The sequence below is a fragment of the Paenarthrobacter nitroguajacolicus genome (assembly GCF_029952445.1).
Classification (GTDB): Bacteria; Actinomycetota; Actinomycetes; order Actinomycetales; family Micrococcaceae; genus Arthrobacter; species Arthrobacter nitroguajacolicus_B.
The window spans coordinates 53,320-79,616 of the sequence record NZ_JAQPPK010000001.1 but is presented as its reverse complement, the minus strand read 5'-3'; the positions used below and the strand labels follow the sequence as shown (position 1 = coordinate 79,616).

30 protein-coding genes are annotated in these 26,297 nt (G+C 61.6%); 1 reads left to right on the top strand and 29 read right to left on the bottom strand.

What is annotated here, in order from left to right; translation table 11 throughout:
• Window positions 1–10: 10 nt before the first annotated feature.
• The 28 genes from PJL15_RS00430 to PJL15_RS00300 all read right to left on the bottom strand — a co-directional run bounded on the left by PJL15_RS00430 (window position 11) and on the right by PJL15_RS00300 (window position 24,665).
• Window positions 11–682 (bottom strand): phage tail protein, encoded by a 672-nt coding sequence (locus PJL15_RS00430; protein WP_281449257.1) that lies wholly within the window; start codon window positions 680–682, stop codon window positions 11–13.
• Entirely contained in the window at window positions 679–2,592 is a 1,914-nt protein-coding gene (locus PJL15_RS00425; protein WP_281449256.1) for a hypothetical protein, read from the bottom strand. Before PJL15_RS00425 ends, PJL15_RS00430 begins: the two co-directional genes overlap by 4 nt.
• Before the next feature lie 18 nt (window positions 2,593–2,610).
• Window positions 2,611–3,156, bottom strand: coding sequence for a hypothetical protein (locus PJL15_RS00420; protein WP_281449255.1), 546 nt, complete (start codon window positions 3,154–3,156; stop codon window positions 2,611–2,613).
• A 4-nt stretch (window positions 3,157–3,160) separates the two neighbouring features.
• Window positions 3,161–4,984 carry a hypothetical protein gene (locus PJL15_RS00415; protein WP_281449254.1) on the bottom strand — a complete coding sequence of 608 codons (1,824 nt, stop codon included), beginning with the start codon at window positions 4,982–4,984 and terminating at the stop codon, window positions 3,161–3,163.
• Window positions 4,985–4,990: 6 nt separating this feature from the next.
• Window positions 4,991–8,590: a peptidoglycan DD-metalloendopeptidase family protein gene (locus PJL15_RS00410; RefSeq protein WP_281449253.1), complete on the bottom strand. Its 3,600-nt coding sequence runs from the start codon at window positions 8,588–8,590 to the stop codon at window positions 4,991–4,993.
• A 16-nt stretch (window positions 8,591–8,606) separates the two neighbouring features.
• Entirely contained in the window at window positions 8,607–8,849 is a 243-nt protein-coding gene (locus PJL15_RS00405) for a hypothetical protein (RefSeq protein WP_281449252.1), read from the bottom strand.
• Between the two features lie 131 nt (window positions 8,850–8,980).
• Entirely contained in the window at window positions 8,981–9,304 is a 324-nt protein-coding gene (locus PJL15_RS00400; RefSeq protein ID WP_281449251.1) for a hypothetical protein, read from the bottom strand.
• A 112-nt stretch (window positions 9,305–9,416) separates the two neighbouring features.
• Window positions 9,417–9,977 (bottom strand): hypothetical protein, encoded by a 561-nt coding sequence (locus tag PJL15_RS00395; RefSeq protein WP_281449250.1) that lies wholly within the window; start codon window positions 9,975–9,977, stop codon window positions 9,417–9,419.
• 5 nt (window positions 9,978–9,982) lie between these two features.
• Window positions 9,983–10,177, bottom strand: a complete 195-nt coding sequence (locus PJL15_RS00390) for a hypothetical protein (RefSeq protein WP_281449249.1) — start codon at window positions 10,175–10,177, stop codon at window positions 9,983–9,985.
• A 3-nt stretch (window positions 10,178–10,180) separates the two neighbouring features.
• The gene (locus PJL15_RS00385) at window positions 10,181–10,552 is read right to left on the bottom strand and encodes a hypothetical protein (RefSeq protein WP_281449248.1); all 372 of its coding nucleotides are present in this window, start codon (window positions 10,550–10,552) and stop codon (window positions 10,181–10,183) included.
• 4 nt (window positions 10,553–10,556) lie between these two features.
• Complete coding sequence (locus PJL15_RS00380) at window positions 10,557–10,793, bottom strand: hypothetical protein (protein WP_281449247.1); 237 nt, start codon at window positions 10,791–10,793, stop codon at window positions 10,557–10,559.
• The gene (locus tag PJL15_RS00375; RefSeq protein ID WP_281449246.1) at window positions 10,793–11,104 is read right to left on the bottom strand and encodes a hypothetical protein; all 312 of its coding nucleotides are present in this window, start codon (window positions 11,102–11,104) and stop codon (window positions 10,793–10,795) included. Before PJL15_RS00375 ends, PJL15_RS00380 begins: the two co-directional genes overlap by 1 nt.
• Window positions 11,105–11,124: 20 nt before the next feature.
• Window positions 11,125–11,691 (bottom strand): hypothetical protein, encoded by a 567-nt coding sequence (locus PJL15_RS00370; protein WP_281449245.1) that lies wholly within the window; start codon window positions 11,689–11,691, stop codon window positions 11,125–11,127.
• Window positions 11,692–11,708: 17 nt separating this feature from the next.
• Entirely contained in the window at window positions 11,709–12,965 is a 1,257-nt protein-coding gene (locus PJL15_RS00365) for a P22 phage major capsid protein family protein (RefSeq protein ID WP_281449244.1), read from the bottom strand.
• 66 nt (window positions 12,966–13,031) lie between these two features.
• Window positions 13,032–13,598: a hypothetical protein gene (locus PJL15_RS00360; RefSeq protein ID WP_281449243.1), complete on the bottom strand. Its 567-nt coding sequence runs from the start codon at window positions 13,596–13,598 to the stop codon at window positions 13,032–13,034.
• Window positions 13,599–13,674: 76 nt separating this feature from the next.
• Window positions 13,675–14,457: a hypothetical protein gene (locus tag PJL15_RS00355; protein ID WP_281449242.1), complete on the bottom strand. Its 783-nt coding sequence runs from the start codon at window positions 14,455–14,457 to the stop codon at window positions 13,675–13,677.
• On the bottom strand, window positions 14,426–15,799 hold the full coding sequence (locus PJL15_RS00350) for a phage portal protein (RefSeq protein WP_281449241.1): 1,374 nt from the start codon (window positions 15,797–15,799) through the stop codon (window positions 14,426–14,428). The genes PJL15_RS00355 and PJL15_RS00350 overlap by 32 nt, the downstream gene beginning before the upstream one ends.
• Window positions 15,800–15,810: 11 nt before the next feature.
• Window positions 15,811–17,247: a hypothetical protein gene (locus PJL15_RS00345; RefSeq protein ID WP_281449240.1), complete on the bottom strand. Its 1,437-nt coding sequence runs from the start codon at window positions 17,245–17,247 to the stop codon at window positions 15,811–15,813.
• A gap of 241 nt (window positions 17,248–17,488) precedes the next feature.
• Entirely contained in the window at window positions 17,489–17,965 is a 477-nt protein-coding gene (locus PJL15_RS00340) for a hypothetical protein (protein WP_281449239.1), read from the bottom strand.
• A 132-nt stretch (window positions 17,966–18,097) separates the two neighbouring features.
• Window positions 18,098–18,391 carry an HNH endonuclease gene (locus tag PJL15_RS22670; protein ID WP_432443779.1) on the bottom strand — a complete coding sequence of 98 codons (294 nt, stop codon included), beginning with the start codon at window positions 18,389–18,391 and terminating at the stop codon, window positions 18,098–18,100.
• A gap of 274 nt (window positions 18,392–18,665) precedes the next feature.
• Window positions 18,666–18,896: a hypothetical protein gene (locus PJL15_RS00335; protein WP_281449238.1), complete on the bottom strand. Its 231-nt coding sequence runs from the start codon at window positions 18,894–18,896 to the stop codon at window positions 18,666–18,668.
• 393 nt (window positions 18,897–19,289) lie between these two features.
• Window positions 19,290–20,330, bottom strand: a complete 1,041-nt coding sequence (locus PJL15_RS00330; protein ID WP_281449237.1) for a hypothetical protein — start codon at window positions 20,328–20,330, stop codon at window positions 19,290–19,292.
• A gap of 352 nt (window positions 20,331–20,682) precedes the next feature.
• On the bottom strand, window positions 20,683–21,315 hold the full coding sequence (locus PJL15_RS00325; protein ID WP_281449236.1) for a DUF7341 domain-containing protein: 633 nt from the start codon (window positions 21,313–21,315) through the stop codon (window positions 20,683–20,685).
• The gene (locus PJL15_RS00320; protein ID WP_281449235.1) at window positions 21,312–21,710 is read right to left on the bottom strand and encodes a RusA family crossover junction endodeoxyribonuclease; all 399 of its coding nucleotides are present in this window, start codon (window positions 21,708–21,710) and stop codon (window positions 21,312–21,314) included. Before PJL15_RS00320 ends, PJL15_RS00325 begins: the two co-directional genes overlap by 4 nt.
• Window positions 21,710–22,228 carry a single-stranded DNA-binding protein gene (locus tag PJL15_RS00315; RefSeq protein WP_281449234.1) on the bottom strand — a complete coding sequence of 173 codons (519 nt, stop codon included), beginning with the start codon at window positions 22,226–22,228 and terminating at the stop codon, window positions 21,710–21,712. The genes PJL15_RS00320 and PJL15_RS00315 overlap by 1 nt, the downstream gene beginning before the upstream one ends.
• Window positions 22,229–22,292: 64 nt before the next feature.
• Window positions 22,293–23,528, bottom strand: a complete 1,236-nt coding sequence (locus PJL15_RS00310; RefSeq protein WP_281449233.1) for an AAA family ATPase — start codon at window positions 23,526–23,528, stop codon at window positions 22,293–22,295.
• A complete protein-coding gene (locus tag PJL15_RS00305; RefSeq protein ID WP_281449232.1) occupies window positions 23,525–24,376 on the bottom strand; it encodes a hypothetical protein in 852 nt (283 codons plus the stop codon). Before PJL15_RS00305 ends, PJL15_RS00310 begins: the two co-directional genes overlap by 4 nt.
• Window positions 24,366–24,665 carry a hypothetical protein gene (locus PJL15_RS00300; RefSeq protein WP_281449231.1) on the bottom strand — a complete coding sequence of 100 codons (300 nt, stop codon included), beginning with the start codon at window positions 24,663–24,665 and terminating at the stop codon, window positions 24,366–24,368. Before PJL15_RS00300 ends, PJL15_RS00305 begins: the two co-directional genes overlap by 11 nt.
• A gap of 158 nt (window positions 24,666–24,823) precedes the next feature.
• Between PJL15_RS00300 and PJL15_RS00295 the strand changes: the two genes are divergently transcribed.
• On the top strand, window positions 24,824–25,546 hold the full coding sequence (locus tag PJL15_RS00295) for a hypothetical protein (RefSeq protein ID WP_281449230.1): 723 nt from the start codon (window positions 24,824–24,826) through the stop codon (window positions 25,544–25,546).
• 43 nt (window positions 25,547–25,589) lie between these two features.
• Here PJL15_RS00295 and PJL15_RS00290 read toward each other — a convergent pair whose 3' ends face one another.
• On the bottom strand, window positions 25,590–26,285 hold the full coding sequence (locus PJL15_RS00290; RefSeq protein ID WP_281449229.1) for a hypothetical protein: 696 nt from the start codon (window positions 26,283–26,285) through the stop codon (window positions 25,590–25,592).
• Between the last annotated feature and the right edge of the window lie 12 nt (window positions 26,286–26,297).

The window sequence follows — 26,297 nt, the reverse complement described above, 5'->3', positions numbered from 1 at the left end:
TCTCCTAGTCTCATGCCGCAACCGCTCCGGCGTAGATGATGAAGTTCACGGAGAAGTACGGGTTCAGGATGTTCATCGGTGCCCCGCCGCCGGTGTTCGTTGTCACTGCGCCGTTCACCACCGGGTAGGCGATGGTCGTTGGGTTCGCCGCCGTGCCTTCACGGATTGTCGCGTTGTTCACGCTGATGTTGTGGTTGTGGGAGGGCATTTGGTTCACGGTCTGCGTGATTGATGCAGCACCGCCGGTGGACTTCACCGACTTGCTGGCCGACGCTCCAATGGGGAAGCGGTCCCGCATGTCTGGCAGCACATTGGCGTTGCCGAGCGCCGCGTACAGGGCCGGGTAGTCCGTGGCGGAGAAAGTGGCCCCGTTGCAGATCAGCCACCCCGGAGGCGGCGTGTCGGTGAACCAGATGGCCCCCGCGCCAGCGGGAACACCGCCGGACGGACCGCTAATGACAGCCGTGACCGAGGCGGTGCCCCCCTGCACGGTTAGCTGGACAGTGGCATCTACTGGCAGCCCGGCGGTGACCGGAGAATAGGCGTCGACGGTTTGGCCGCCGATATCGACCTTCACGATATCCCCGGTACGGGCAACGATCGTCCCGTTCACAATCCGGTTACCTGATGGGCTACCGTCGTCGTCCATCTCCGCGGCTAGTTGGTCGACGGCGTCGGTCATTGCAGGCTCCTGGTCATCATGGTCACGGACATTCGTTCCGGGCCGTGGTCAGCGGGTCCGAGTTTCAACGTCCATCCGGACACCATGAACACCCCGGCGACACCGGAGCGGGCCCGGGCCAAAGCGATCTGATCGCGGTATTCCAGGTCGGGTCGTTGCGGCACAGTGACTTGCACGGACTCGGCCGGTCGGAGGTACCTGCCGAGCTGCATTTTTGCCATGGACAGGGCTGCTTCCGTGGTTTTGACCGCGTCAGATTCGATGACTTTCGTGAACGGCCCGAACCGGCCAACCCATGAGGGCGAACCCGGGTCATCGTCTTCGGCGACGGCGTACACGCCCACCGCGTCTTGGGCGGTGGAGCGGACCAGGACACGGTTAAACATTTGCGATTGGGTGATGCCTCGCGACAGTGTCGACACGGGGCAGCCGGCGCCTTCCTGCCAGTCCGCGACCAGCCAGGCACGCTCAGGGCGGGGACCAACGATGACGGTCCCCATCCGGTCGGTGCGGACAACCCAGCCGGCCATGTCAGCGAGTTTCGTCCAGTCCTTCGCGGGGTCCGCGTTGTCCAGACCAAGCTGGTAGGCGCCCGGCAACACAATGGGCGACGGCGGTACTTTCACTGTGACCCACGGGGCAACGGCCGCGAACAGGCGCTTGATAGCGACATCCACGGTCACCCCACCCACCGGGATGATGACCTGCCCGTAACCCGTGCGACGAACCACGGACAGGATGTCCCTGGCTGTGACGCTGATACCCCACGAATCCCACGAATCATCGATCTGCGGGTCATCAAGGATGAGCGTCCCGACGGGCACTTCAAACCACTGGTCCTCATGAAGCACCCGCCACCAGAACCGCGCCCGCAACCCCGACCGAGGATCCAGAACGTCTGTGGGGGACTTCGGGGCCATGGACGGGTCGGTGAAAGTCACGGACCCTGCCCAGGCTTCCGCCGCCTCGCCCCGGTAGTCGATGCTGGCTGTATCGAAGATGAGGTCTTGGACGAAATTGCCGTTCGCGTCGACGAGCTCTGCCCGGGAAGATATGGTCCGGGAAGGTGCGTCCACCATCGCCAACCACTCGGGGGTGTTGACGATTTCCCGCCACGTGCCCAACCATTTGGTTTCCCACCGGACCTGGCGGGTGACCTCGACTTTGCCGAGAACGTTCCATGTCACGGCGCGTGAGGCTGTGACCGTTTGCATGGTCACGTCCCACGAAACGTCACGGGTTGTGGTTACTTGCTGTTGCACGTCCCAAGCAACATTTCGGGTGGCTGATACGTCGAGAATGGGCCGCAGCTCAACCGCGGCAGCGGCCCATTTCTGCGGCGTAGGCCCGGACAAGCCATAGCTGCGGGTTCCCGCCGTCTGCGAACCGTACCGGCCGACGTAGAAGTGGTTGTTGCTGAGCACGTCAACAACCGTCGTGCCGGAGTTCAGCCAGGCAGCCGAACCGGGTTGGCCGTTAAAGTCCGTAGCGCCGAACGCCACGAAGGTGCCGGACTCTACAGTCATGGAGAGGGCGGGCGCCCCTGAGCTGCTGTTGTTGAGCGCCGTGTTCCCGATGGCCCCTACGCCGCTGTAAGCCAGGACCGTGAACCCGTAGTTCGTGGTTGAGCCTGACGTGTTACGGGCGATGGTTACCGTGAGCGAACCGGTCTCAGCTGCGGCGGCCGTCCACAGGTAGATGGTGCCCCAACTGGTCCCGTTGCTGTATGACTGCCTCAGGGTCCATGCCAGTGCCGTGCCGGTGTTGGTGGGGGAACCCAGGGTGGTTCCATCGGAGCCTCCACCGAGGACAACGAGGACGTCACCCGCTGAAACGGTCAGTGTGGCGGTTCGTGGCGATGTTGTGCCTGTATATGACGAGGCGGCAGACCCTACAAACGAGACAGCCACAGCGGCCCCCTTTCCCTGCTAGGCGAGAGTCGACCCCGTGACCGCTAGTGTCACGGCCTCTGTGACGGCCGTGGAGTTCTGTGCGGCCTGTTTCATCCACACAGCACGGACCTGTCCGGGCCCGATGTTCCCCAGCGAGAGACCAGCATCGGAGGTTGACGGGGCTGAATATGCCAGTCCTGTCACAGGGGCTCCCGGGGCCGTTTCCGACGCTGCCGTGAGCGCCTGGGCGGACGCCGAACCCACAGCGGAAGCCGGCGTCGAGTCAACAGCCAGCGTCACAGCCGTTCCGCCGGCGGGGTCACCGCCCTGCAACCACACAACGGCGTTCATGAGCGTGAGGGTGGCGTGGGCGTTGTAAACGAAGAAGCACCGGTACTTAGTGACTGACCCGGCATTCTCCGTACCTGTGACCTGGTTGAAGAACTGGTTTGTTCCCGTAGGGACGTCAGTCGTTGAGACGTACTTACCCAACGACGCTGGTCCCGACGATGTGGAGGTGTTCCCCGCCGAGCCGCTCGTAACCGAAAGACGGATCTTGATGTCCGCCGCTGTGATAGCCATGGTGTTACCTTTCGACCCAGTCGAACGAAATGTGCCGGTCCTCGATGAGAGCCTGCACGGGAAGTTCGGACGTGACAGATTTCGCGGGGGACATGCGTTGCGTGCCGGTGTCCCTGTCGGTTGCGTTGTCCCCGGTTTCCGGATGACCTCGGAACGTCCAGGCTTCACGCGTGGTGATCCAGTCGGTGAGCGCAGTGCTCGCCTCTCGTGTGCCGACATCGAGCGTCAGGGAGCCGCGTTTGCCTTGGACCGGTGACCGATCCACGCGAGCACCGTCAGCGCCCATCCCGTAAGACACCTGAACCCCCTGGACGTGCTCCACCGGCCCGACCTGCGCAACGGTCACAGCGACCCATGGCCCATCGTCAGCGACGAAATACGCTCCCCGGTCAGTGGACACCACGGCAGCCGAAACAGTCCACGCTGAGGGCAAGCCAACGCCGTTGACGATCTCCAACGACCTGGCCCTGAAGATGACGGGGACGTTAAACGGCGCGAGGGGATGGTCAAAGAAGGCGGTTGTGCCGGGGGCGATCTTGTAGCCAAGGTCAGTCCACGTGGCGCCACCGTCCCGGGACCACTGCGCGGCGACGTCCCGACCGGCAGGGACTCCGGTGACGTTGGCCCGCATTGGCCGCGTGTTAGCACCGGCAACACTTGTCGGGGCCGCTGGTGGGGTCCATGACACGGTGAACGTTCCACTGTTCCACGGCGACCACAAACCACCCGCTTGCTGGACACGGACCCATGCCTTGTACGATGCCCCGTTCGTCCACGTCAGCACGGGCACACCCGTTGTTGTGGACGCTCCAGCGGTGACAGGCGACAGAAACATGGGCGAATCGGGGCTTGACTGGGACGCTGTGGTGATCGCGACCTGCCAGGCCACCAAAGACCCGGCCGTCGCCGTCGCGGCCCATGACAGCGTGCCGGCCAGTTGCCCGGCCGTCACCGAAGGCGTTACCGAAGTAACCGACGGCGGGTTCTGAGGTATGAACTGCCGCGCTTCCGAATAGGCCGAAAAAGTGCCGTTCTCCTGTGTGGCGACTTGCCACTCATACGCCACACCGGCCGTCAACGTCGCCGCCGTGATCGTGGCTGACTGCTGCGAACCAGCAACTGTCTGCAACGAAGCCGACAACGCCCCGGCCGATGTCAGATAAGACCACACGCTCGCGCCGACCTGACGGATCGAAACCCTGTAGCCCTCCTGCGTGCCCTGGCCCTGATGGGACCACACAAGCGTGATGGGGTTAGCGCGGCCCACTTCCTCGCCGGCGGCCGGAGCCGACAGCAAAGGAGCGGGAGGGGTGGCCGCGGCGATGATCTCCACCGAAAGGCTATGCGGGGGAGAGGCCGTGGACTGGACATAACCAGCCGTCAGCCCGGCCCGTGCCGCGATCGACGACCACCTGTTCGTGAAGTCCTTCGCGGGTGCCCCAACCTGACCGGCGGGGGCGCCCATCTCAGAGACGTTGTCGTACGGGTCGGACCAGCCAAAGAACACTGCAGCGCCGCCAGCGCTGACACGCACGCCGTTCTGCCACGTCACCCTGCCAGCGCGGGCCGCCCCAGCGAAAACAACCATCCCATAAAGGGAGGTCTTCACTTGGAACGACCCGGCACTTAGGTCAGCAGCAGTGACGACTTTCGCGAAAATGTTCGGAGCCACCGTCAACCAGCCCGGACCCGGGGGCGACGGGTTGGCCCAGTCGATCTCCGCGACGGCGAGGTCACCGGCGACGGTTCCGGCAGGCCAGTTGATTGATACCGAGCCGCGCGAGTTATTCGCCACGAATGCGGCCGAAGCCCGTATCGAGACAGCCACCTATGTTCACACCCTTCGTTGTTTCGCGAGCACGATCCGGGCGGACACCGCGTTAGCGAGGTAATTCACGCCGCCCAGCTCGATGCGTGCGTTTTCCAAAGCAGCCCCGACGGCGTCACCGATGGACGCGGAGGACAGATCGCGCACCGAATCACTGGTGGCCGACATCATCTTCCACTGCGAATCGGTGAGGACCGCGTCAGGGCGTGTGCGTTTGTGCTGGATCAGGAACGGTTCTGTTGTCTGTTCCAGGAACCCGCCGTTGTCGAAGAGCACGGGGCTTACGCTGGGGCCGCGTGTGGAGCCTTTGACAGCCCCGGACCTGTCCCCGGCCCCGCTGATCAGATCACCGAGGCCTTTCATGGCGTCGTCGAAGACCATCTTCACGGCGCCGACGGCGACCTCGAGCATGGGACCGGCGTCGGGGAACGCTGAGCTCAATGAGCTCAGGAAGCCATCCAGCAAACCGGCCAAGGGGTTGATCATGGCGGCCCCGGCACCGGACCCGGCTGAACCACCACCGGTCAGGTACGGCGTCGGGTCGAGCACGTTCGGCCAGCCACCATCGAGGACCATGTAGTGCAGGTGGGGTCCGGTAGCGAGGCCCGTCATGCCGACCGGACCAAGGGTCTGACCCTGGCTTACCTGTGCGCCCTGACCGATATTGAAGCCGTTCATGTGCGCGTACCACGTCTGCAACCCGTTGGGGTGATCGATGTGGATTTCGTTGCCGCCGCCGTAAACGGACCAGGCAGCGAACGACACCGTACCCGGGCCTGCCGCGTGGATGGGCGTCCCCGTGGGTGCCGCCATATCCAAGCCGTTGTGACCGGAGAGCCCGGAGAACCCTTGGGAGAGGACGTAACTGTCCAGCGGCGAGACCAGCCCACCGCTTGCGTAGCCCTTGGCGTTGCGGAGCGCTTCGACAACACCGACGCCACCCCAACGGCTGATGTCAGCCTGGGACCACACAATCTCGCCGGCGTGGACGATCCCCGCAGGGTCGTTTACGCCGCCGGGGCCCGTGTAGCCACCAGTCGCGAATCCTGCCGGCATTGCCACGGTCGGGAGCTTTTCCAGCTGGAACCAGCCACGAACGGTGTTGATCGCTCCGATGATGCCGTTGTTGATCACCGTGTCGATGACGAAAGCGATCGGTGCCTTCACCACGTCGCGGATCAGTTCCCACGCCCTGCCGATGGCGTCCTTACCGGCCTCGAAAGCCGCCGGTATGGTCTTCTGAATGAAGTCAGTCAGGGGAGTGAAAACGGTGTCCCGGATCCAGTTCCACGTCCCACCGATAGCGTCCTGAATGCCCTGCCACACCGGCACGACCACGTTCGACCACAGGTAATTGAAGCCCTGACCGAGCAGATCAACGCCCACGCGGATAGGCTGGAAAACGTTGGCGTCAATCCAGGCCCATGCAGCGCCCAGAGCGGACATGATCCCGTTCCACACCGGGACAATGACCTGATTCCAGTACCAGTCCCACAACTGGCCCATCACGCTGATGCCAACACCGATGGGCGCGAAAACGTTGTCGTTGATCCACGTCCACGCCGCACCAATCACGGACATGATCCCGTTCCAGGCCGGGACGATCACCTGCTCCCACAACCACACGAACATCGGTGCGATCCACTGCTGGATCACGGCAACGACGATCTCCCCAAGGGCTTGGAAGAACGCCATGAAACCGCCGATGATCGTCATCCAGGCGTTGAACGCCGGGACGATCACGTTGTCCCACAGCCACATGATGACCGCGCCGACGGCGTCGATCGTTGGCTTCACACTGGTTTCCCACAGCCACGTGAAGAAGGCGCCAACAGCCTGAACGCCGGTGGAGAACGCTGGAACGAAGGAGCCGTTCCACCAGTCCATGAACCCGGCCACGAGGGTTTGGATGAAGCCCCAGACGTTCGCCCAGATTTCTTTGCCGAGCTCCGTCTGAGTGAAGAACCACACAAGGCCAGCCACGAGGGCTGCGACGGCAGCGATGACGATGCCGATCGGGTTCGCGGACATCGCGGCGTTCCATAGCCACTGGGCCGCCGCCGACGCTTTCTGAGCCACAGATGCTGCCACAGTGGCGACCCGTTGTGCGATGGTCTGCCTCGTCGCGTTCTGAGTCACTGCACTTTGAACAGCAGTTGCCTCACTGGACAGTGCGGCCGCCGCGGCCGAGGCTTTGTGCGCTGCCGTCAAGCCCATCTCAGCGCGTGCAGCGGCGATCCGCGTCAAGTTCACTGCCAACTGGATCCCAGGTGTGACTGCTGCTGCAGCGTTGAGCGCGATCTGAGCCACCCGCCACGCGACGAAGCCCGCCACAATGGCCGGCATCCAATCGATGATTGTTTGCACATGGTCGGACAGGAATCCGAGCGCCCCGGCAAGGAGCTTCAGGCCGCCTGTGGCGAGTGTGGGTGCCTGTGCGGAGAATTCCTTCACAGCGGGCCACAGCCCAGCAAGGCTGCTGCCCACGTCAGCCAAAACCGGCCCGACTTCGCCGCCGGTGCTCTTTACGGACGACAGGAACCCGTCAAGGCTGGAAAAGTTTAGCTTCCCAAGACCGTCGCTGACGCAGTGAAGAAAGAACGCAGTCTTCTCCATAAGGCCCGGGAAACCGCTGGTCGTCGAGATCCCGTCGTTGACTGTCCACGCGCTTTGGAAGGCGGAGATACCACCCACCGTGTCAGCAAGTGCGACTTTGGCTTTCGGGAGAACAACGTCAGCGAGGAATCCTGTGGCGCCGCCAAGTCCGTCCTTGATGAGGGGGATGGCTGGCTGCACGACGTCGGCCAGGCCGGTCGAGAAGGTGTCCTTGGCTGTGGACCACAAGCCCGACAGCGACTTGGACTGCTGCTCCATTAGGCCGTTGAACCGCTCCAAGCCCTTGCCGGTTTCCAAGGCGGTCATGAGCTGTTCAAGCTCCTGGCGACCCAGCTTGCCATTGGCCGCCATATCCGCGATTTCGACGGCGCTCTTACCAGTCGCGGCCGCAAGCAGGTCATAGACGGGAATTCCTGCGTCCCGGAGCTGATTGAGATCCTCGGCGCTGATCTTCTGCGCCGCGTTCATCTGCTGGAGCGCAACCGTGGCCCGCTGAATGCCCTCGGCTCCGGTGCCCATGCCGGAAGTAGCATTGCCCAGGCTGGTCATGATCGGGATGACTTTGGTAGCGTCAATGCCAGCGGAAACCAGCGCCGACGCGGAAGTCTCCAACCCCGGGAGCTCGAAGGGTGTTGCCGCTGCGAAATTGCTCAGGTCTTGGAGGAAAGCTTGGGCTTTCTCCCCGGACCCGAGCATGGTGGTGAAACTGATCTGCGCGGTTTCGAGCTGCGCGGCGGTTTTGACGCCCACCGCGCCGGCGGCCCCGATACCTGCCAAGGCCGCGCCCGCGCCAACCTTCAGGACCGTGGCCAAAGCCTCCCCGGCACCGCTGACAGCACGTCCGAAAGCGCTGGAGAATGCGCTGCCCGAGCTGGTGCCCGTTGCGCTTGCGTATCCGTCTACGCCTTTCAGTTCTTTCTGCACCCCAGTCAAGAAACCGGACATGTTCGGTGCGATCGAAACGTACATAGCGGCAAGCTCAGACGCCACGGAACCCTCCTTCGGGTCAGGTCTTGGAGCGGCGCTTGGCTTGGAAGGCCTTCGCCTGCGAGAGAACTCGTGCGCGTTTGGCTTCCTCAGCCGCAGTCCCTACCGGGTAGTCGCGCGGCTTCGGCTTCTTGCCTTTACCCCCACCGGCCGACCACGCGGACATGATCACGGCGTACTCGACACCCCACAGCGCCTCCTGCTCGCCTGTGATGGCCATGGCCCCGCCCACTGCCTGGCCGATCGCACCTCCACGCGGCATATGCGCTGCGCAATCAGCGACCGTTAAGGCAGAAACCCGCCCAGCGTGCATGTCGCCCAAATCGATTCCATAGAACCGATAAAGGTCGGCGCGTAGCTCGGACGGGTGATTAGCCAGGAAGTGGGCGAGGATCAGGAGTTTTTTCGGTTACCTGCCTGCATGAGTTCACGCAGGAACTCGCCCACCGTTTCGATGTCAACGAAGCCTTCGTTGTCTTCGATGGCATCGATCATGCGCTCGTGCTGCTCGGCACCCAGAAGCTTGGTAAGCGCTTCGGGCAGCGCGGACGCATCAGTTTCGACCTTCGCAAGGAGCATCAGGATCCGGTAGTCCTTCACGGCTTTGGCTTTCACGGTGAATTTCTCACCGGAGAATTCGATGGTGAAGTCTTCGACTTTGGCCTTGTGGTCTTCGGGTTGCTTGATTTCGGACAGTTCTTTGCGTGCTGTAGCCATGAGTTTGCTGACTCCTTTGAGGATGTGTTTGAGAAAGAGGTGTGCTGACTGTTTTTTGATGTGTGGAAAGCTGCGGGGTGGGGAGTCAGCAAACCCACCCCGCAGCGGCCTGTTACACGCCCGTGAAGACGGGATCGTTGGTCAGGATGTAGAGATCGCCAACGAGTTCCACCGTGAACTCGTAGATCTTTTCCTTATCCGACTTGTAGCTGAGGGTGCCGCGGTCAGTGATCTCGATGTTCGTGCAGCACAGGTATTCCGTGATGCCTTCGTCAACGTTCTTGAATACGGCCGCACGCTGGATCGTGGGCAGACGCTCGGGAAGGATCTGCGACTTCGCGACTGCGGCAGCGCCGGCACCGGTCACCACGTCAGGGGTTGTGATGCCGTAGTACAGGTCACGAACGCCGGGCGTGTCCTCCGGGCACTGGAACTTGATGGTGCGTTCGGTGCCTGTAACTTTCGTGCGGAGCGTCACCCCACCAACACCTTTGGCTTTGTAAACATCAACGGAAATATCAACGTCGATGCCTTCCGAGAGCCAGCCAAGCCCCTCGAACGGGGCGTCGGGGTCGATGTTGACGTCTTCCGGGAGGACGGAACCCTTCGGCGCCAGGAACACTTCCGTGCCGAGGTCACCGAAAATACGGACGTTTGACTTGTTCAGTGTCATTGCTCTTAGCCCTCCTTGGACTTTTCGGCGGGCTTGGCCGCAACAGGTTTGACGGGCGCCGGTGCGGGGCTGGCAGCGACCGCCTTGGCGTTGAAAATGAGTTCGCGTGCCTCGGCAGGACTTACGTCATGGGTGCTGCCCCGTTTGAAGGTGCGGCCCCGGCTGGTGACGTGGTCCACCGCGAAAGTTACGCGGGTCATGGTTTACTCCGTTCTGCGGAAAGTGAGAGAAACGAGCTGCCGGTAACGCGCAGCTCCTGAATCTGGATCAGGGGACTCATACGGGAGCCCGAAGGCACGTGAGCCCTTGCAGTAGATGCCGTCAACGGTTTGGCCTGGCGCTTTCCTGACAAGACCGTCAACTTCACGGGCTAAGGCCTCGGCTTCGAGGATGGTTCCGGCCCAAGACTCGATGAGCGCCTGGACGGCGCCCGTAACGGCGGTGCGATTGTCACCACCAGCCACTGACACGAGGACGAACTCGGTGGGCCGGTCACGGGGCACTTCGCCCCGCACCGTTTCCGTCAGTTTTTGGTCCAGGTAGTGGATCAGCCAGAGAAGAGCCGAAGGAAGCATCCGATCACCGGCCCGCGTCAATTGCCCGGGTCAGTGCGGCGTTACGCGCCTCAGCTGTCCGTGCGGCGTAGGTGGCTGTGATGACTGACGCCCGGGCGCGGGTGCGACCAATAACGACGGAGGACTCCATGCCATCACCCGCGGCGGCGGCGATACGATCGGCGCGTTTCTTCACATCGTTCTTTGCCGTCTCTTTCAGCAGCCGCGACAATTCCCTGTCGTTGAACTTGATGTTCGGCATCAGCCAGCCACCCTTCCCAAGCGGATCTCAGTCCCGACCCGCCGCCATCGCGCCGGCCGGTTGATGACGTCGTATTCGGCCATATCGTCGGGAAGCCGGGCCATGTCGTATTCGCGGGGCATGTCATCTAGGGGCGGGGCATAAACAACGGCCGCGTGCACGACCTTGTCCCGGCCCGCCCGGTCATCCTCGGATGCTTCGTTCACGTACTCCACGAGACAGCCCTCGACGTCGAACCACGGCCCGTACGCCACCGTCTCGAAACCGTCCACGACCGTTCCCGGCAACCGGCGTTTGAATTGGACCGTCACCTCGCCGGGCTGACGGCCCGTCACGGAACCATCACCGTGACCTTGGGCGGCCTCGCACGGAACGACCGGGCAGTGGCCTGGTCATCCGGTGAAAGCATCGTCTGCCCGCCCACAGCCCACGCCGCGTACGTTGCCGAATCTGTGAAAGGCCCGGACGTCGTGGACATTTGCGTGACACCCGTGACGGCTTCAGGCGCGATGCTGAGCACCTTCCGGGCGATGTCCGCCACCGTCGACTTAGCCAGCTCGGGAACAGTGTCGGATCCGTGGCTGTAGGCCACAGTGACGAACGCGTGGGAGCCACGGCAGACCGTCAACCACTGCTTGAACCTTTTGTAGGCCACAGCGGCACCGGCATCATCCGTCACCGAATGAACCTCCACCACGGGCCGCTCCGGCAGGTACACGCGCCCGTAAGTGACGCGCAACCTCACCAACGACTCGCCCGGAGTGAACTGCTGCCGGGCTTCGAGGCGGAACAGGGCGGAGGCTTTCGCAAGGATGCCCTCCACCCTTCGCGTCTCAGTGTCGGAGAGGTCACGCCCAAGCAGTGCTTCAACATCAGTCGCGTTAGCGAGATCAGGCATGACCTCTCCCTCCTTGGCTAGACCTTCGTGACGGTCACGTTGGGGCTGGTGCCGCCAACCAAACCAGCGGCATCCGCCGCGACGATGACGTCCTCCTGGAAAGTCAGCGTCTTGGCACTGCTGCCGGTGACCTTCACCCCGGTTACGCCCTCAAGCTCGTTGAGAGCCTGAGCGACTGCCCCGTTGGTGGCGTTGTAAGCAATCGGGCCCGTGGCCTCACCGTCAACTAAGAGCTGGTAAGTGCCGTCAGTCGGGGAGCCTGTCACCTGGATAGTCCACGTGGCGCTGTCCGTTGTGTCCTCAGCGCCGAACTCAACCTTGATGGCGCGGAAGAAATCCATGACCGGCTTGCCGTCCGAACCGAGGATGATACGGCCGTAGTCCTCGGAGCTCTTGTCTTCCTCGACCTGCGGGTCAAGAACGGCTGACGCGCCAACGAAGGCGTGCACCACGGAGCGGTCGGACAGCAGGTCGCCGTCGTAGTCCCAGAGCTGGGTCACTGCCAGGCCATTGCCGGCCGCCACACCACCGCCCTTGGAAGCGCCGTTGGGAACAACGGGAGCCACAGTCGCGATGGCGATTGCCGACTCGTGCACGAAGTAGGACTCGTCTTCGCCGAGCGCGTCGACTTCAACAATGACGAAACCGGCGAGCTTGCCGACAACACCTTCGCGCAGCGCCTCTGGAAGTCCCGACGTGTCCACTTCAAGCAGCTTGTCGTAGGACGCGACAGCCTCCGAAACGTTCGCTCCAACAAGCCAATACCGGCCACTGGTCGGAACGTGCGCCTTCTGGAAGAGCTTGCGGGCCTTGATCGCCACCTTGCGGGGATCAGCCACCGCGCCCGTACCAGCAGGGTCGAAGGCCACGGTGAAGGCGAACTCGACTGCCGCCAGCACGGCAACAATGACTTCCTCGAAGAACTCGAGGACGGAACGAACCTGCGGGGCCTGGACGTCGCGGACATAGTCCACTTCGTCGAGGGTTTCTTCTTCCGAAGACAATGCGACGGCGTTGTACGGGTGCTGGCTCAGGGTGACCTGAATGCGGGACTGCTGCAACTGGTCAACAATGATGGCGTTGTTCGTGCGCCAGCCCTTATCCCGGGCCCGGAGCAGCGGGGGCCGCTTGATGCTGATGGTGTCACCAGCAGCGCCCGTGAAATCCGCTTTTCCGAACTTGTAAATGAACAAGCCAGGGGTCTTGACCTCGCGACGCAGAAGCGCCAGTGCGGTCTGGGCAAACTTGGTGCCCTTCTCGAAAATGTTAGCCACGGTCCCTCCTTTAGGGGTGTGCGCCCAGCAGGTCCGTGGCTGGACATGCTAGGGAGTTTGTTTTCGTTACCGCTTCACAGCGGCAGCAACGACGTCGTCCGCTGACAGCTCTTCCTTGTCGTGGACGGAGCTGCCCGCGTCGCCGGCGCCCACAGAACCGGGCGCGTTGTCCTTTTTGAAGAGGGGCTGGAGAGCTTTGGCGTGATCTTCCAGTTCCTCGCGGCTGGCACCACGCAGAAGCGCGGCGTCGATGCCGAATTCCTTGGCGACGTCATCACGGTCCTTGGTGACGGCGTCTTGGGTGTCGCGATCAGCAAGCGCCTTTTCGGCAGCGTCAGCACGGGCCTTTTCCTTGTCGAGGTCGGATTTGTTCGCCTCTTCCAGCGCGTCAAAGCGTTTCGCTTTGTCCGCGTTCTCCTTGGCACGGTCCTCGTTCTTGCGGGCCAGGGACTTCCACTTGTCAACCTCTGCGAGCAGTTCGGCCACAGTGGTGTCCTTGCCCTTGTCCGTATCGCCGCCGTCGTCTCCTTCCATGACCGCGTCACCAAAGGTTGCGCGGTGGAAAGCGAACAGTTCGGTAAGGCCGCCGGGGGCGAACAGATCAATGCCGTGGTGTGCCGGTGTCTTGGACATTCGTTTCTACTCCCGTTTCGGGTATTGGATGTTTGCCCGTTTCGGGCAAAGCCCCGCCGCTTGTCAGCAGGGAAATTTAGAGATCATCAGGGCCGGTGAAAGCGTCCCCGCGCCAAGCCAGCGTGGGGCCGTACTCTCCGTGGTCCTGGGTGATGATGAGCTGCCGGTAATCGGGTGCCCTGCCGCCTCTGTTGGCGACGCCAGCGAAGTCCGCCACATGGTCGTGAGTGGACTCGAGCAGAGCCTCATCAATGACCTGGGAGACGCCTTCCCCGCGTTTCAGCGGGGTAACACCGCAGTCACAACCCGGGTGGATCGGCATCAAATTGCCGATGTGGTAACGCTGCGTGGAAGCGATGACGCACATCGCGCAGTTCTCGCGGCCGGTCAGGGTGCGCCTGAACCCATCGAAACCGGCAGCGGTTCCAGAGGTCCGGAACTGGCGGACCTTGGACATTTGCATGTCCATGCCGATCAGTTGCGTCAGGCGCAGGCCGCCGGCCTTCACAGCATCAGCGAATTGGGCGCCCGCGGCGAGCTCCGAATACACGGTCACGGCCGGGCGCCGGTAGACGACATTAGGGTCAACACCTCGGCCGTCAGTGACCTCAGCAATGATGACCGGGACACCAGCGGCACCAGCCGCATCCGCGACATAGGCTGCGGTCAGGTTCGCTATGGCGATTTGCCCGGCTTGGACGCGGGGAACGATGGCGTCAACCAAACGGTTGATGTCGGCGTCACGGTAAGAGTCCATGGAGCCCCACAGCAGGTCCGCGAACGTCATTACTCGTTCGCGGACCTGCGTGGATGCCGTCATGTACGCGCTAAGCCGCTGCGCCGGGGTTAGGTCCGCCATTCGGTGCCCCCATCAACGCCGTGATTGCCAATTGCTCCGTGGCCCGCGCCAAAGCGTCCTGCCGGATCTGCTCAGGGGAGTAGCCAAGAATGTTCCGAGCAATGGAATCCCATGATTCGCCGGCCGCCTTCGCTTGCCCGGCGGCCGCGTACTTCTCCGACAAGGAAACGCGGTCAGCGGGGACGAAGAGCATGTCCAACGTCTCGTCCTCGTGGAGGATCACGCCCTCGACACGGAGCGCGTAGATCATGAGCACGTCAAGACCAGGTTTGATGTTCTCGATCTCGTCTTCAGCCAGCGCAACGTGCTGCTCTTTGGCTGCTGCCGCGCCCTCTGCGGACTGATTCGCGCTCTCAGGAGTGAACACATACACCGGAGTGCGCGAAACGGCCGCGAAGTCCCTCGCATCAGCCTTCTCAGCGTTCAGCATCGGGGTTGTATCGGTGTACTGGGATTCCCAGATGTCCAGACCTTCGGGGAGCTCCCACATCGCACCGGGGGAAGGTTCAAACATTGCCCGGAAGTCGATGTCGTTGCCGTCAGCGTCCTTGTCAGGCAGGCCTTGACTGTCGGCACTGGACTTCAACGCCCGCTGCCGGTACGCCTGCAGCGCCGTTGTCACGAGCCGCTGAAGCTTTCCCAGGTTGATGCGGTCGATGACGTCCATGTGAGGCTCAAAAAGCCCCATCTCGTCATCGCGACGAAGAACGATGCACGGAACGTCGCCGTCGTACTCCTGTTCAGAGACCACAGACCAGTCATCGCTGTAGGCGCCCACCACAGCCAGGCCGTTGGTGTTCCTCGAAGCCCGGGAAAACAAGACTGCGCGGCCGGGGACAACCACTCTGGCGAAATCCTTGCCGGCATACTCATCCCGCCACACCTTCAGCGTCGCGACGGCCTTCCAAGTCCGGATGGGATCCGTGGCGGCATAGAACATTTCCGGCTTCTCACGCGTAATCACAGCCCGGCCCTCGTCCGAGGAAACCACCAAGTAGCCGTACGACGTCGTCAGATAGTCCTTGACAGCTTTCTTGAATTGGCTCGTTAGGCGGTTGTCACGGGCGATGCGCCTGGCAACAGCCAAGGCCGGGTGATTCTGGTTCCCGCCGATGGCAATGCCGTTCAACCGGATCCGGTTAGCCAGTGCACCAACAGCAAGGCCGCCGAAGTCCGTCCGGGCCTTCTTCTGGAACGCCTGCCACGAAGCCTTCAAGTTCTTGCCCATCTCAGGCAAGTCCGAATCACCCGTAGCGTACCGACGAAGGCGGGCGATCCGCGGGTACGCCGCATCAAGACGCTTCGCCAGCACAGGCAGCCATTCCTCCGGTGTAACCGGCATAGTTCAGCCTCCTAGTAAAGTCGCCGCGGTGCCCTCCGCGTCTTCCGACGTGGCTTGGCCCCGGACTTCCGGGCGTCCAGGCAGGCTTTCCACGAAAGAACACCGGCCATGGCCTGGTCGAATTTGCGGTCCATCTCCATCTTGTTCAGCACCCACAACGGCTCCCCGTGATCGTCAAGGATTCGCAGATCCTTACGCCCGGCATTGCCAATGTGGCGGTTGTAGTCCTCGCAATTGCTATGCGTCACGGACCCGGAGTCAATAGCCTCCGTGAACTCACGCAGCGCGTAAGCCATGGGCGACTTCCGGGCAGTCCACCACTCTTCGATCTGGTCCGGATACTTCGCTGACCATGAGCCCATCGTTTCCGTCCAGTGGGGCGGGTCGCCGTACAAACGCCAGACGTCGAAGCGCTCCATGATCTCTTCGAGCTTTGCCGTGACCTCGGATTCGTCAACTTCCCAATCCGGGTCCAACGGATCCTGCTCCCAAAGCATGTGGTCGCCCATCTGCAGGCCAGTGCGGATGTCCGTGACCACAAACGCTGTTGCATCACGGAACCGTGCCCCATCGAAGCCAACCGTGACAAACGCGCCAGCCGGGATCGTCTCGCCGGGCCGGCCGAGGTTCTTCCACTTCTCAATATCAAACGCCTGGGAAGCGGAACGGCGCCAACGGTTGAACCACACACGTTCCAGATACGACTTGTCAGCGCCCTTACGGTCCCACTGACGGGCAATGGAAAGGAACTGCCCCGGCCCGTACTCACCAACCGGGCCAGTAGCCTCAGCGACAGCCGCGATGCGGTTCTCCAAAGCTTGCTCCGGGGTGACAGCCGGACTCCCGGGCGTTGCCGCCCGAGGCTCCAAATCCACGTGGTTATCCCCGGCCCAACGGGCGAAGAAGAACAACTGCGGATCCCGGATCAGACCCTGCCCAATGTCCTCAGCTTCCTTCCGAAGATCCTCCTGAATGGAACCCTGCCCAGGCTGCCCAGCCGTGGAAGTGTACAAAGACCACGGATCCTCAAGTACACGCTTCTCCATGTTTGCTTGCATGGTTTCGTGAGCGTGCTTCTGATTCGGCAGGTACAGCCGGTGGGGCTCATCAAAGGCCTGGAATGTCGTCAAAGCACCGTCACGCGAGTTCGGGGCGTTCGCAACAGGAACAGCCCTGCCCTCATCTTGCCCACGATGATTCAGACGGATAATTCGGTCCAAACCAGAATCGAACAGGTCAGCGTCCGGGCCTTCCTCAACAACGTACTTCAACACGCCATAAGCGAGCTCCGAAACCTGCTCTTCCGACGTCGCCATAAACGGGATGTACGGAAACATCACCGGCCGGCCAACAGGATCCCCGTAAGCGTCAAAGCCGTCACACCTGACAGGCGCCTCCGGGTGCAGCTCACAAAAACCCACCCACGCCATGAACTCCGTCTTAGCCATGCCCTTACGCCACTCGATACCGCCACGTTTGAAACGACGACGGCCAGCAAGCTCATGCCCCTGCGGGAACACCTCATACAAGCGGTACAAAGCCGCCTGCTTCTCAGCATCCAAAACCGCCGGTTGCCCAGCCAAAGAGCCAGGACCAAACACGCAACGCTCATGAATGAACTCAACAAGGGCAGGTCCAAGAGTCGGCCACGGCTGATCATCCAACTCCGGGACAATCAGGACCGCCACGTCAGTTCACCGCACGCAGCACAGAACGCGGGTCCACCGAGGGACTAGGCTGCGGGGTGCCCTGCCGGGCCTTCCGCTGCGTCCCGCGGTCCTTCGCTTCCTCCGTGGACTCAATCGTCCACTCAAGCCGCCGGCGGTCGTAAGGAGTCAACCCGAACGCCTGCCGCTGCAATCGGATCTCCGATGCCAACCTCGTTGACGGATTCAGCCAGAAATCATCCATCAGCACCGCCAGGAGGAACAGGGCGTGCCGGTCGGAAGAGTGATACTCCGCGGCCATCGGGGCAGCCCAAAGATCCTCCCACCAAGCCAGAGTCTCAGGATGCCAATCATCGGCAAGCAAGTCGCCCTCATCGTCGAAGACCTTCGGACGCTTCGGAAGCTTCGGCGCCTCAACCGTCGCACCCTTCAACTTGGACGCCGTCGAAGCCGTGTTCCGCCGGGCACGCGTTGACGGATCCTTCTTCGCAGCAGGCATCTTCTATCCTCCCGTTTCGGGTAAAAGGGCCTCGGCCGTTTCGGCCAAAGCCCTAAAAGTCAAGAAATCGCCCGCAGGTGAAGCCTCCCGCCGAAACGTGGGGAACCGTACACGGAGAAATCCACAGCACCTCTACGGCAGAGAAGCTGACCCGGGGGGAGGGGTCCCCGGCCCCCGGCGCCGTCTGGCTTGTAGGGACTCGGCCTGGGTCTTCTGCTTGTGGCAGTTGGTGCATGCTGCTTGCCCGTTGTTGACGTCGTGCTCAGCGCCGCCGCTTTTTACGTTGTGCTTGTGGTCTGCCTGTGTAGCTTTGACCGTGCAGCCGTTGAGCTTGAGTTGGCATGTGAAGTTGTCTCGTTGGAGCACAGCGAGACGCCATGTCTTGTGTGCTGCTGTTGTTGTGCGGCGTTCACCTTTCCAGTTCATGGGTGTGTGGTCGTCGCAGTACGACTTGCCCGTTACTCGTGTTGAGCAGTCGTGTTGAGCGCATTGCTTAGGTGCTCGTGGCATGTGTCCTCGCAGTGTGGTGACCAGGTCCAGCGTCTGCTGAGGTCATATCTTCTACTCCCTCGTACTGGCTTCGTCACCGACGAGCGGTGGTGCACGTGACCGGTGCGGGAGATGCTGGCCTTCTAGGGACGAGGGGCAACAAAAGGGCTCCGAATATTCGGAGCCTTTTAGACGGGTTGGCTAGGGACTGCTAGTAGCCGGAGGCATTTCCTGCCATGCGGGGATCAACTTTGTTGAGTTCCACGTATGCAAGGTAGATACGAGGGATGGCAATCCAATATAGCGTTGCGTCAAAAATCAACAGGGCGTTGATGATCCATGCCATGGGCCCCCGGATTTCGTCCAAACCCGGCTCGCCCGCCGCAAAGTTCATGCCAAGGATGAGGACCAGCGCTGTCAGCGTGGAAAACAAAGATGCCATTAGCAGGTGAGTTGCCACCTCATCCACCATGGCTCTATCTGAAGCTTCTCCGTCTAGACTCTCACCCTCGACTGGCAATTCGCTCGAGTCAGCTCTCTCGGTGAGTTTAAGGCGAAGTGTTGATATGTGCGTGAAGGCCGTAAGTGTTCCTCCGGCAAGGAGCGCGACTGCGGTGAGGACAGGACCTGATCGCTGGATCACAACAGGCATGGAAAGGTTCGCGTCCAAGGCCCAGTAAATTACCAGAGCAACGAATGGGGCTCCGTACACCAAGAGCGTGACTGGCCAATTTTGCCGGTGTTCCGTGTCGGTGCGAATCGATAAGGACCGAAAGTGGCCTTTGAGGAGGAACCATGGAAAGAGACGGTCCATGCTGTCATATTCCTTTCGGGCCTAGATTGTCAGATGCCACTTCCTTGATGTCGCTAGAAGCTTCACGCGATTCTTAATCGCTCTTTCGAGTTCCTTGTCGGTGGGAGCAGACCCTCGTTTGCCTACGCGGTAGGTGAAGACGTCTCTCGCGCCGTCCGGCTTGACGAATTGTGTGCTCCCATCGGGTCCCTCCCACTCAAGGCCGCCGTCGTCAAACTGTCCAGGCTTCAATTGCAAATCCACAAGGGCCGCGAGTTTGGCCAGGTCGTCCTTGCCTTTTGGAGGTTTCCCGTCCAAGCCGAGGTCTTTCGCTTTGACGCCAAACCATTCAGCGCCGAGTATCTTTGCCTGATCCAGCTTGCTTCCACTTAGGCCTGACTGACGGACAGTGATTGCCTTGCGTTCCCGCGCACCAGAACCGCTGGAAGTGATCTTCTCCAGTCTCACTGCGTTTGCGTGCCCACTGCGGATGAAGCTTTTCAACTGCTCTTCATCTGTGACCTGCTTCGGAAGGAATCGCCACCACCCGATTTGATCCTTAGTCTCCCGAGCTTCATCTTGTTCTTTGGACGTGACACCCAAGAGTTTCAGCAAATCAGTGCCTGGGCACATGCTGTTGCGGGCTTCGGATGCAAAGACAGCTTTGGTTCCGGACGTCGGTAGGAACAGATAAGCGCGGAATCGGTTTGAGGAAGCCTTATCCGCAAGGCTCGCATCTTGACCTGCGTCAGGTGCAATGGCGATGTCGTGGCTTCCTCGCCGTCCGAATCTGTACTCGAAAGTGAGATTCGAACCACTTACCGAATGGCTTAAGAGGCGAATCGAAGGTGTTGTGTCCTCTTTATCGCCGGCCGCGTCTTCCTCGGGTGAATACGTCCGATAGCGGAGCACCTCGGTCCGAGTCAAGCCTGCAGTGCTCTTGGCGATTGCCCGGAGTGAAGGAAAAAGCTTGGTCGCCGTGTCCTTGCTGTCCAGTTGGGCCTCAGTGAGGTCCAGCGGGCTTCGCGAAAACCCATCATGAACCGTGACTTCCCAGAGCTTAAAGCCATACTGCGTTGCCAAAATGTCCCCCTGCTCATACCTGATCCTGGTTTGGAGAATACGGTACGACGTGCAGCATCGGAAACTGAAAGGAAAAGTGACTCGTCATGACAAGGTTTGGTTACAGTTCTCGGCTTTGAACCAGTGGATTCTAAGGCGACTTGACAGGGCGTGGGTACTTCCCGCGCCGGCTGATCACGCGCCATCCCGAAGGGTCCTATTTATTGGCGAAAATGTTGGAGAAGTCGCCTCCTGCCCCAGGGACGACGAAGGCCGGACTGTATGGGGGTAACAGTCCGGCCTTCTGCCTGAAAGTAGAGACACTTCCGCGGCGGTACCACTAGTTTAATTCAGATCGGTGAGGATTAAAAGCTCACGGGGTGGGTGTGTTGATTGCTGCGTTCAGGTGGTGCATCTCAGCCCCGACCCATGCTGATTCGCAGTTTCCGCACTCCACCCATGCCTGCCCGTTGACCGCGTGGCCGGTCAGGGAACGCTTCCACCGGGACTCGCCTTCCTCGACGGCGGTGTAAAACAGCTCGCCGCATTGTGGGCAGGGCGCGTCGATCACGAGGGGTTTAGCTGGTTGGAACACCTGTTCGATGGCTGACACCCATTCAGCGGTGAACTGCTCGGCCTCCTTACGCGGCCCCTCGTTGACAGACGCCACCCGGGCCCACGCCTTCATTGAGTCCTCCAGCGACCCATGCTTGACGCCCGGGAAGAACTTGCCGTGCTGGAAGAACACCACGGACTCGATGCGGAGGTACAAGTCGTACGCGGACAGTGCCAGCGGTGCGGGCGTGCCTGATCCGCCACCGGTGGAAGATCCACTGATGCCCTTGCAGGCTACCCTCAGCTGGTCCAGCAGCGGTGGTGCCTTCACCCATTGAGGGCCGTTGTCGGTGTCTAGCTTGTGCGTGGTTTCCATGGTGAGCTGGTGGACGTTCGATGCGAGCCCGTTCACCATGGTTGCCCTGGATTGCGGCGGCTGAGGGGCGTTCACTCCGTGACTCCTGAGCGTGTGATGGTGACCATGACCCCGGGGTTGCCGTGGTAGGTCTTCGCTGCGGTGATGTGCACTACGCGGGCATCGTCAGTGATGACACCGCGGAGCTGCTTGGTGGTGGACAGGGAGTCCATGACTGCGCGGATGAGCTTGTCCAGGTCGGGCTTCACGGCGGGGAGCGGCCAGCGGGGCCGCTGCGGTGGTGCGAGCTGGAACACGAGGCTCACGGTGATCGGCCCGTCCAGTGGTTTGCCCTTGTGCTGGGCCAGGGTGGCTGTGCGGATCTTCAGGCGCCAGTCTCGCAGCTTCGGGGTCACGCCGACGATCCGGCCGCGGTAGTTGTTCACTGAGCCCTGCGGGACAGGGGTTCCAGGTATGAATGTGTGGATCATCAGAATGGTGGCTCCTGCCCGGTTGGGCCGGTGCCCCAGCTTTCACTCGTGGGGCCAGGAACTCCCCACGTGTCTTCCTGCTGCGGGGGCTGGTGGCCCCAGTTGTTGTTGGACTGACCGCCAAAGCCGCCAGCGCCCTGGGCGCCACCGTTCCGTTGCGTGCGGTTCACCTTTGCTGTGGCGTTCCTCAGCGACACGCCAATCTCGTCCACTTCCAGCTCGATGACCGTGCGTTTCTCGCCTTCCTTGGTTGCGTAGCTACGGGACTTCAGACGGCCTTCCACGATGACGCGCATGCCCTTCTTCAGCGTCTCGGCCACGTTCTCCGCCGTTTCCCGCCAAACATTGGCCCGGAGGAACAGGGTTTCGCCGTCCTTCCATTCGTTGGCCTGGCGGTCGAACGTCCGAGGCGTGGAAGCGATCGTGAAGTTAGCGACTGCGGACCCGCTGTTGGTCCACCGTAGTTCCGGGTCGTTCGTCAGGTTCCCGATGATTGTGATTGTGGTTTCGCCTGCCATGCTCAGGCCGCCTTTCGGTTAGTTGTGAATTCCTCGAAGGTTTCCGGGACGTATCCGGCGCTGATCACCACGTGACCGCCTCTTTCTGTGGTTGTTGGTCCCAGCCGTAGTACCGGCGGCGGGTTTCTGGGTGGATGTTTTCTGCGGTCCACGGGAACGGGCCGCCGCGCTCCAGACGTTTGGGCCAGTCGTTGCGTTGGTTCCGGTCGCCGCGCCAGCGCTGGATGGTGGCGGAGTTGGTGCCGTTGGTGTCCGGGGCGAGCCCGAACCCGAACTCCGGCCAGCCCATGAGCGCCGCCGAGCCGCGAGGGGACAGGTCGCGGGCCATCTGGCCGTTGCCCTTGGGGGAGTGGCCCTCCATGACCATCACCAAGCCGCGGTCCCGCAATGAGTCCAGCGCGGTGATCAGTGGAGCCGCGTCGTCGTCGTTGTTGATGCCGTTCGGGACCATCTTGTAGATCGGGCCGATGAACAGGACGTCCGGCCTGTTCTGGTCCACCAGGCGGTGGATCGCACCGAGAGCGGCGTCCTTGGTGATGTCGATCCGGCCTGTGCAGGCAAGGTCGATGTTGGACGGGTCATTGGAGCCGTATTGGCGAGCCTTGGCTGCCATGCCGCGGACCTCCCGGCGCCACTGACCCTCAGTGTTCTCAACGTCGACCACCTGCACCCGTAGCGGGTCGATGTGGTCGAGGCTGATCGGGTTGATACCCGCGGCGAACTGGACCGCCATCTGCCGAATCCAGGTGGACTTACCGAACCCCTCGAAGCCGGTGATGACCATCCGGTCGCCCCGTTCGAACAGTCCCGGCACCAGCCAGTCGTGATCCTCCTCGACAGCCAGCACATCGCCCAGCTTCTTCGACTCGATGCCCTGGCCCGGGGTGTTGTCCCGGATGCCCTTCAGGTCATCCATCGCATCACTCAGCGCCTTGGCCGGCGGCAGCCCCTCCTGCGTGGCCTGCTGGATGAGCCGCTGCGCGGCAGACCGGAGCGCCCGCTTCACGGACGCCTCCCGGACCTGCTTGGCGTAGAACTCCACAGTGTGAGCCGAGGCCGTGCCCTCCATCCAGGCGAACACCTCGGTGATTTGCAGAGTGTGCTGGCCGCGCGCCCTCAGCTTCAGGAAAACCGATCCCGGCTCGATGGGCTCCGGGGTCGGGTGCATCTCCTGCATGACTGCAAACGCCTCACCAAGGACGTGAGTCTGGAAGTCCAGCGGCTGGACAACCTCGGCAGCGAACCGGACAGCATCCCGGGACAGAAGGCAAGCGCCAACTACGTAGTGCTCCGGTGTCATTGGTTCGCCCACCCATACTGCTGGGGCACCGAGTTCGTGGCCGCTACAGGCTTGGCCTTGCTCAGCCACATCCGGAACGACGCGTCCCAGTCACGCTGGCGCCGGTCATTGGCCTGGGCGTGCAGCTTGAACCTCTCTGCCTCACCTGAAAAGTCGAGGCTCCGAGATGCTGCGTAGCTCTTGTGCGCGTCGTTCGGCTGCCAGGTGGCAGGGAGTGGACGCTCCTGCTTCTTACGTTCCCCCTGCACCCCCTCACCGCTAGGTGAGGTAGCTGTAGTAGTAGCTGTAGATGTAGGCAACCCTTGGGCTTGGTCGTCGTTTACCCTAAACAGAGGGGTAACTTCAGGGGTAAGCGGAAGGGTAAGCCCTTGGGTAAAGGCTGAAATGTCGGTGCCCTTACCTTTGACCAACGACATGACTCTGTCCTGCCTAAACGCTGCCCAATCCGGGAACTCAGCATTGAGGCGCTGCAGCTCAAAGGTGATGACCTCGCGGATGCGTTTGGAAGCCACATCCGCATAAGAATTCACCATCGAGATGGACAGCTTCGGTTGCTTGAGCAGCCCGTCGTGGCGGAGGAAGGACCGGATTAGGATCTCTTCCGTCTCATCGTCGATAAGCACGAACCGAGCAGCCTGGAGCCCCTCAGCTGCTGCCCGAATGGACTGCGGCGTCATGTCCCTGGTCATCGCTGCCAAGCGCGCCGGCCGCCAGTCCGCTACACCCACGTAGCTCAGCTTCGGGTGAGTCATCAGCAGCCAGTACAGGTGCTGCTCGATGATCGTGAGCGCCCGCCAGTCGTCGTCAGTGTGGATGGCGGTCTTGATGTTCGCCCGGTCACGCGCCAACGTATTCCACCTCCCCAGCAACCCAACGGGCCTCGAACTCTTCGAGCGTCACCCGCGGTGTGTGCTGCCAGTGCTCGATGAGCTCCCAGGACGCATAACGGCGGGCCCGGTGGGCTGAGCCGGTGAAGAGGTCCAGCCCGTCAATGTGCAGTGACCGTCCGAGCTTGTTCACCAGCACGCCACCGGTGGCTTCCAAGGCCTGGTCGTAGGCGCGCTTTAAGTAGCAGTCATAGGCGTCCCGCATCTCTTTCCAGCGCTCAGCGGCGTGGGCAAAGATCACGCTTGCCATCAGCGCTTCACCTCCTCGGAGGTGCGCTGCAGGTACGCTCCTTCGATCTGTTGCAAGGTGCCTTGCAACACTTGGCCCGAGGTGACGACGCCGTTCGACAATGTTGGTGGTGGGACTTCCATCAGAGCATCACCACCGGTTGCAAATAGGATTCAAACGTGAATAGTGATGAGATTTGGCTGCTCCAGCTGTGGAGCGGCGTTTTTGGGGCAGCCATCAGCGCTGTACTCGCCGCGGGTGTTGCGCTCCTCGTGGTGACGATGACAAACAAACACCAGACCAAAATTGCTGAGGCTGCTAAGTCAGCCCAAGAAAAGCAAGCTGCAAATGCTTTGGCAGCACAGGAACGGATGCACGCTGAACAGCTCGTGGAACAGCGAGCAGGACTGACCCGGCAATTGGAGGAGCAGCAAGCCGAAACCGCACGGGCGCGCCAGGCGGAGGCCATAATGGAATTCATCAAGGTGACGGAAAAGCTCGTATACGAGGATCGGCCAGCCAAGGAAGAACAGGACACCTTCGGGCACATTGCTGAGCTGCGTGCCGGGCTGGCGAGGATTCGAATGTCATCACCGGAAACGAATGAACTTTGCGATGTTCTCGAAAGTTGGCCGTATGCTCTTGGACGGCTCTGTATTAGTTCCGCCTTCGCTCGGGAGCAACACCGTGCAAGTGGAGATTGGCAGGCAATGAACACTGCCGCAACCAAACTCCATACCTTCTTGCCTGCGTGGCTACTACATAAGGAGTCGCGGAGCAAGGTTCTGAAGGTTCTGAAGGATGCGGGTGAGGTTCTCCAGAAACGCAGCAGGCAATCGGATGATGACGTTGAGCAGGCAGCCGATGCCAAAAGCGAAGTTGCTACTGAGCCGGAGAGCTGAACTCGCCAATCACTGACCTGCACACTGATGGGTTTAGCCCAATTCATGCTGCCGTCCTTAGGGATAATGATGTTTCGCGATTAGCGTCGAAGACGGCCCGGGCAAAGCCCATAGGCGTGGCGCTGCGGAAGTTGGCGCGGTCAGGTCCAGGGCTCGCGAAATGGATGCGGTTGTCCGGAGCCCCTAAGGTTTCGTCCTTGTGCGGAGCTGGCATGATGAATCCCCCTCCAGTCCAGAGGCACGTCTTCTTGGTGTAGTTGTCGCACGGTTCGTAGGCGGTGAAGTCGGCGGGGTGGAAGGTGTATTGGGGCTTTCCGAAAGCGGAAGCGAGAACCGACACCGGATTCTCGACGAACCAGGGAGCACCGCTAAGCCGCCCGATTGTGCGGCACTGTTCAGCCACCATGACGGCCTTAGCTTGGAAGAGCTTGTCTGCCTCATGCTTTGTCTTGAACCAGCGGGCGCCGCTGACAGCCATGTCAGTGCACGGCGGGAATCCGAACACCATTGCAATGCCGGCCCCGCGGCTCATCATGCGTGCGATGGCTGGGATGGCTCCTTCCACAGTGCCAGCGAACCGCGTGATGACGGCGCCGTTGTGTCTCGTTTCCGTGCTGGTTTCTCCGTGCTGAGGGTCAACTAGGAAAGCGTGGTAGCCGGCGTCCACCCACGGTTCGGTCATGTTGCCTGTGAGGTCGCACAGGCTGATGACAGTTCCAGGATTAGTCGCTGAGGTCAACGTGCCACCTCC

Bases quoted from the DNA above. Each gene is read 5' to 3' on its own strand.
- PJL15_RS00380 (WP_281449247.1), bottom strand. From the start codon at position 10,793: ATGCCGAACATCAAGTTCAACGACAGGGAATTGTCGCGGCTGCTGAAA.
- PJL15_RS00405 (WP_281449252.1), bottom strand. From the start codon at position 8,849: ATGCCGCGTGGAGGTGCGATCGGCCAGGCAGTGGGCGGGGCCATGGCC.
- PJL15_RS00430 (WP_281449257.1), bottom strand. From the start codon at position 682: ATGACCGACGCCGTCGACCAACTAGCCGCGGAGATGGACGACGACGGT.
- PJL15_RS00420 (WP_281449255.1), bottom strand. From the start codon at position 3,156: ATGGCTATCACAGCGGCGGACATCAAGATCCGTCTTTCGGTTACGAGC.
- PJL15_RS00320 (WP_281449235.1), bottom strand. From the start codon at position 21,710: ATGATCCACACATTCATACCTGGAACCCCTGTCCCGCAGGGCTCAGTG.
- PJL15_RS00315 (WP_281449234.1), bottom strand. From the start codon at position 22,228: ATGGCAGGCGAAACCACAATCACAATCATCGGGAACCTGACGAACGAC.
- PJL15_RS00310 (WP_281449233.1), bottom strand. From the start codon at position 23,528: ATGACACCGGAGCACTACGTAGTTGGCGCTTGCCTTCTGTCCCGGGAT.
- PJL15_RS00395 (WP_281449250.1), bottom strand. From the start codon at position 9,977: ATGACACTGAACAAGTCAAACGTCCGTATTTTCGGTGACCTCGGCACG.
- PJL15_RS00350 (WP_281449241.1), bottom strand. From the start codon at position 15,799: ATGCCGGTTACACCGGAGGAATGGCTGCCTGTGCTGGCGAAGCGTCTT.
- PJL15_RS00400 (WP_281449251.1), bottom strand. From the start codon at position 9,304: ATGGCTACAGCACGCAAAGAACTGTCCGAAATCAAGCAACCCGAAGAC.
- PJL15_RS22670 (WP_432443779.1), bottom strand. From the start codon at position 18,391: ATGAACTGGAAAGGTGAACGCCGCACAACAACAGCAGCACACAAGACA.
- PJL15_RS00335 (WP_281449238.1), bottom strand. From the start codon at position 18,896: ATGGCATCTTTGTTTTCCACGCTGACAGCGCTGGTCCTCATCCTTGGC.
- PJL15_RS00340 (WP_281449239.1), bottom strand. From the start codon at position 17,965: ATGCCTGCTGCGAAGAAGGATCCGTCAACGCGTGCCCGGCGGAACACG.
- PJL15_RS00345 (WP_281449240.1), bottom strand. From the start codon at position 17,247: ATGGCTAAGACGGAGTTCATGGCGTGGGTGGGTTTTTGTGAGCTGCAC.
- PJL15_RS00300 (WP_281449231.1), bottom strand. From the start codon at position 24,665: ATGGCAAGCGTGATCTTTGCCCACGCCGCTGAGCGCTGGAAAGAGATG.
- PJL15_RS00385 (WP_281449248.1), bottom strand. From the start codon at position 10,552: ATGCTTCCTTCGGCTCTTCTCTGGCTGATCCACTACCTGGACCAAAAA.
- PJL15_RS00390 (WP_281449249.1), bottom strand. From the start codon at position 10,177: ATGACCCGCGTAACTTTCGCGGTGGACCACGTCACCAGCCGGGGCCGC.
- PJL15_RS00355 (WP_281449242.1), bottom strand. From the start codon at position 14,457: ATGGCGGACCTAACCCCGGCGCAGCGGCTTAGCGCGTACATGACGGCA.
- PJL15_RS00370 (WP_281449245.1), bottom strand. From the start codon at position 11,691: ATGCCTGATCTCGCTAACGCGACTGATGTTGAAGCACTGCTTGGGCGT.
- PJL15_RS00360 (WP_281449243.1), bottom strand. From the start codon at position 13,598: ATGTCCAAGACACCGGCACACCACGGCATTGATCTGTTCGCCCCCGGC.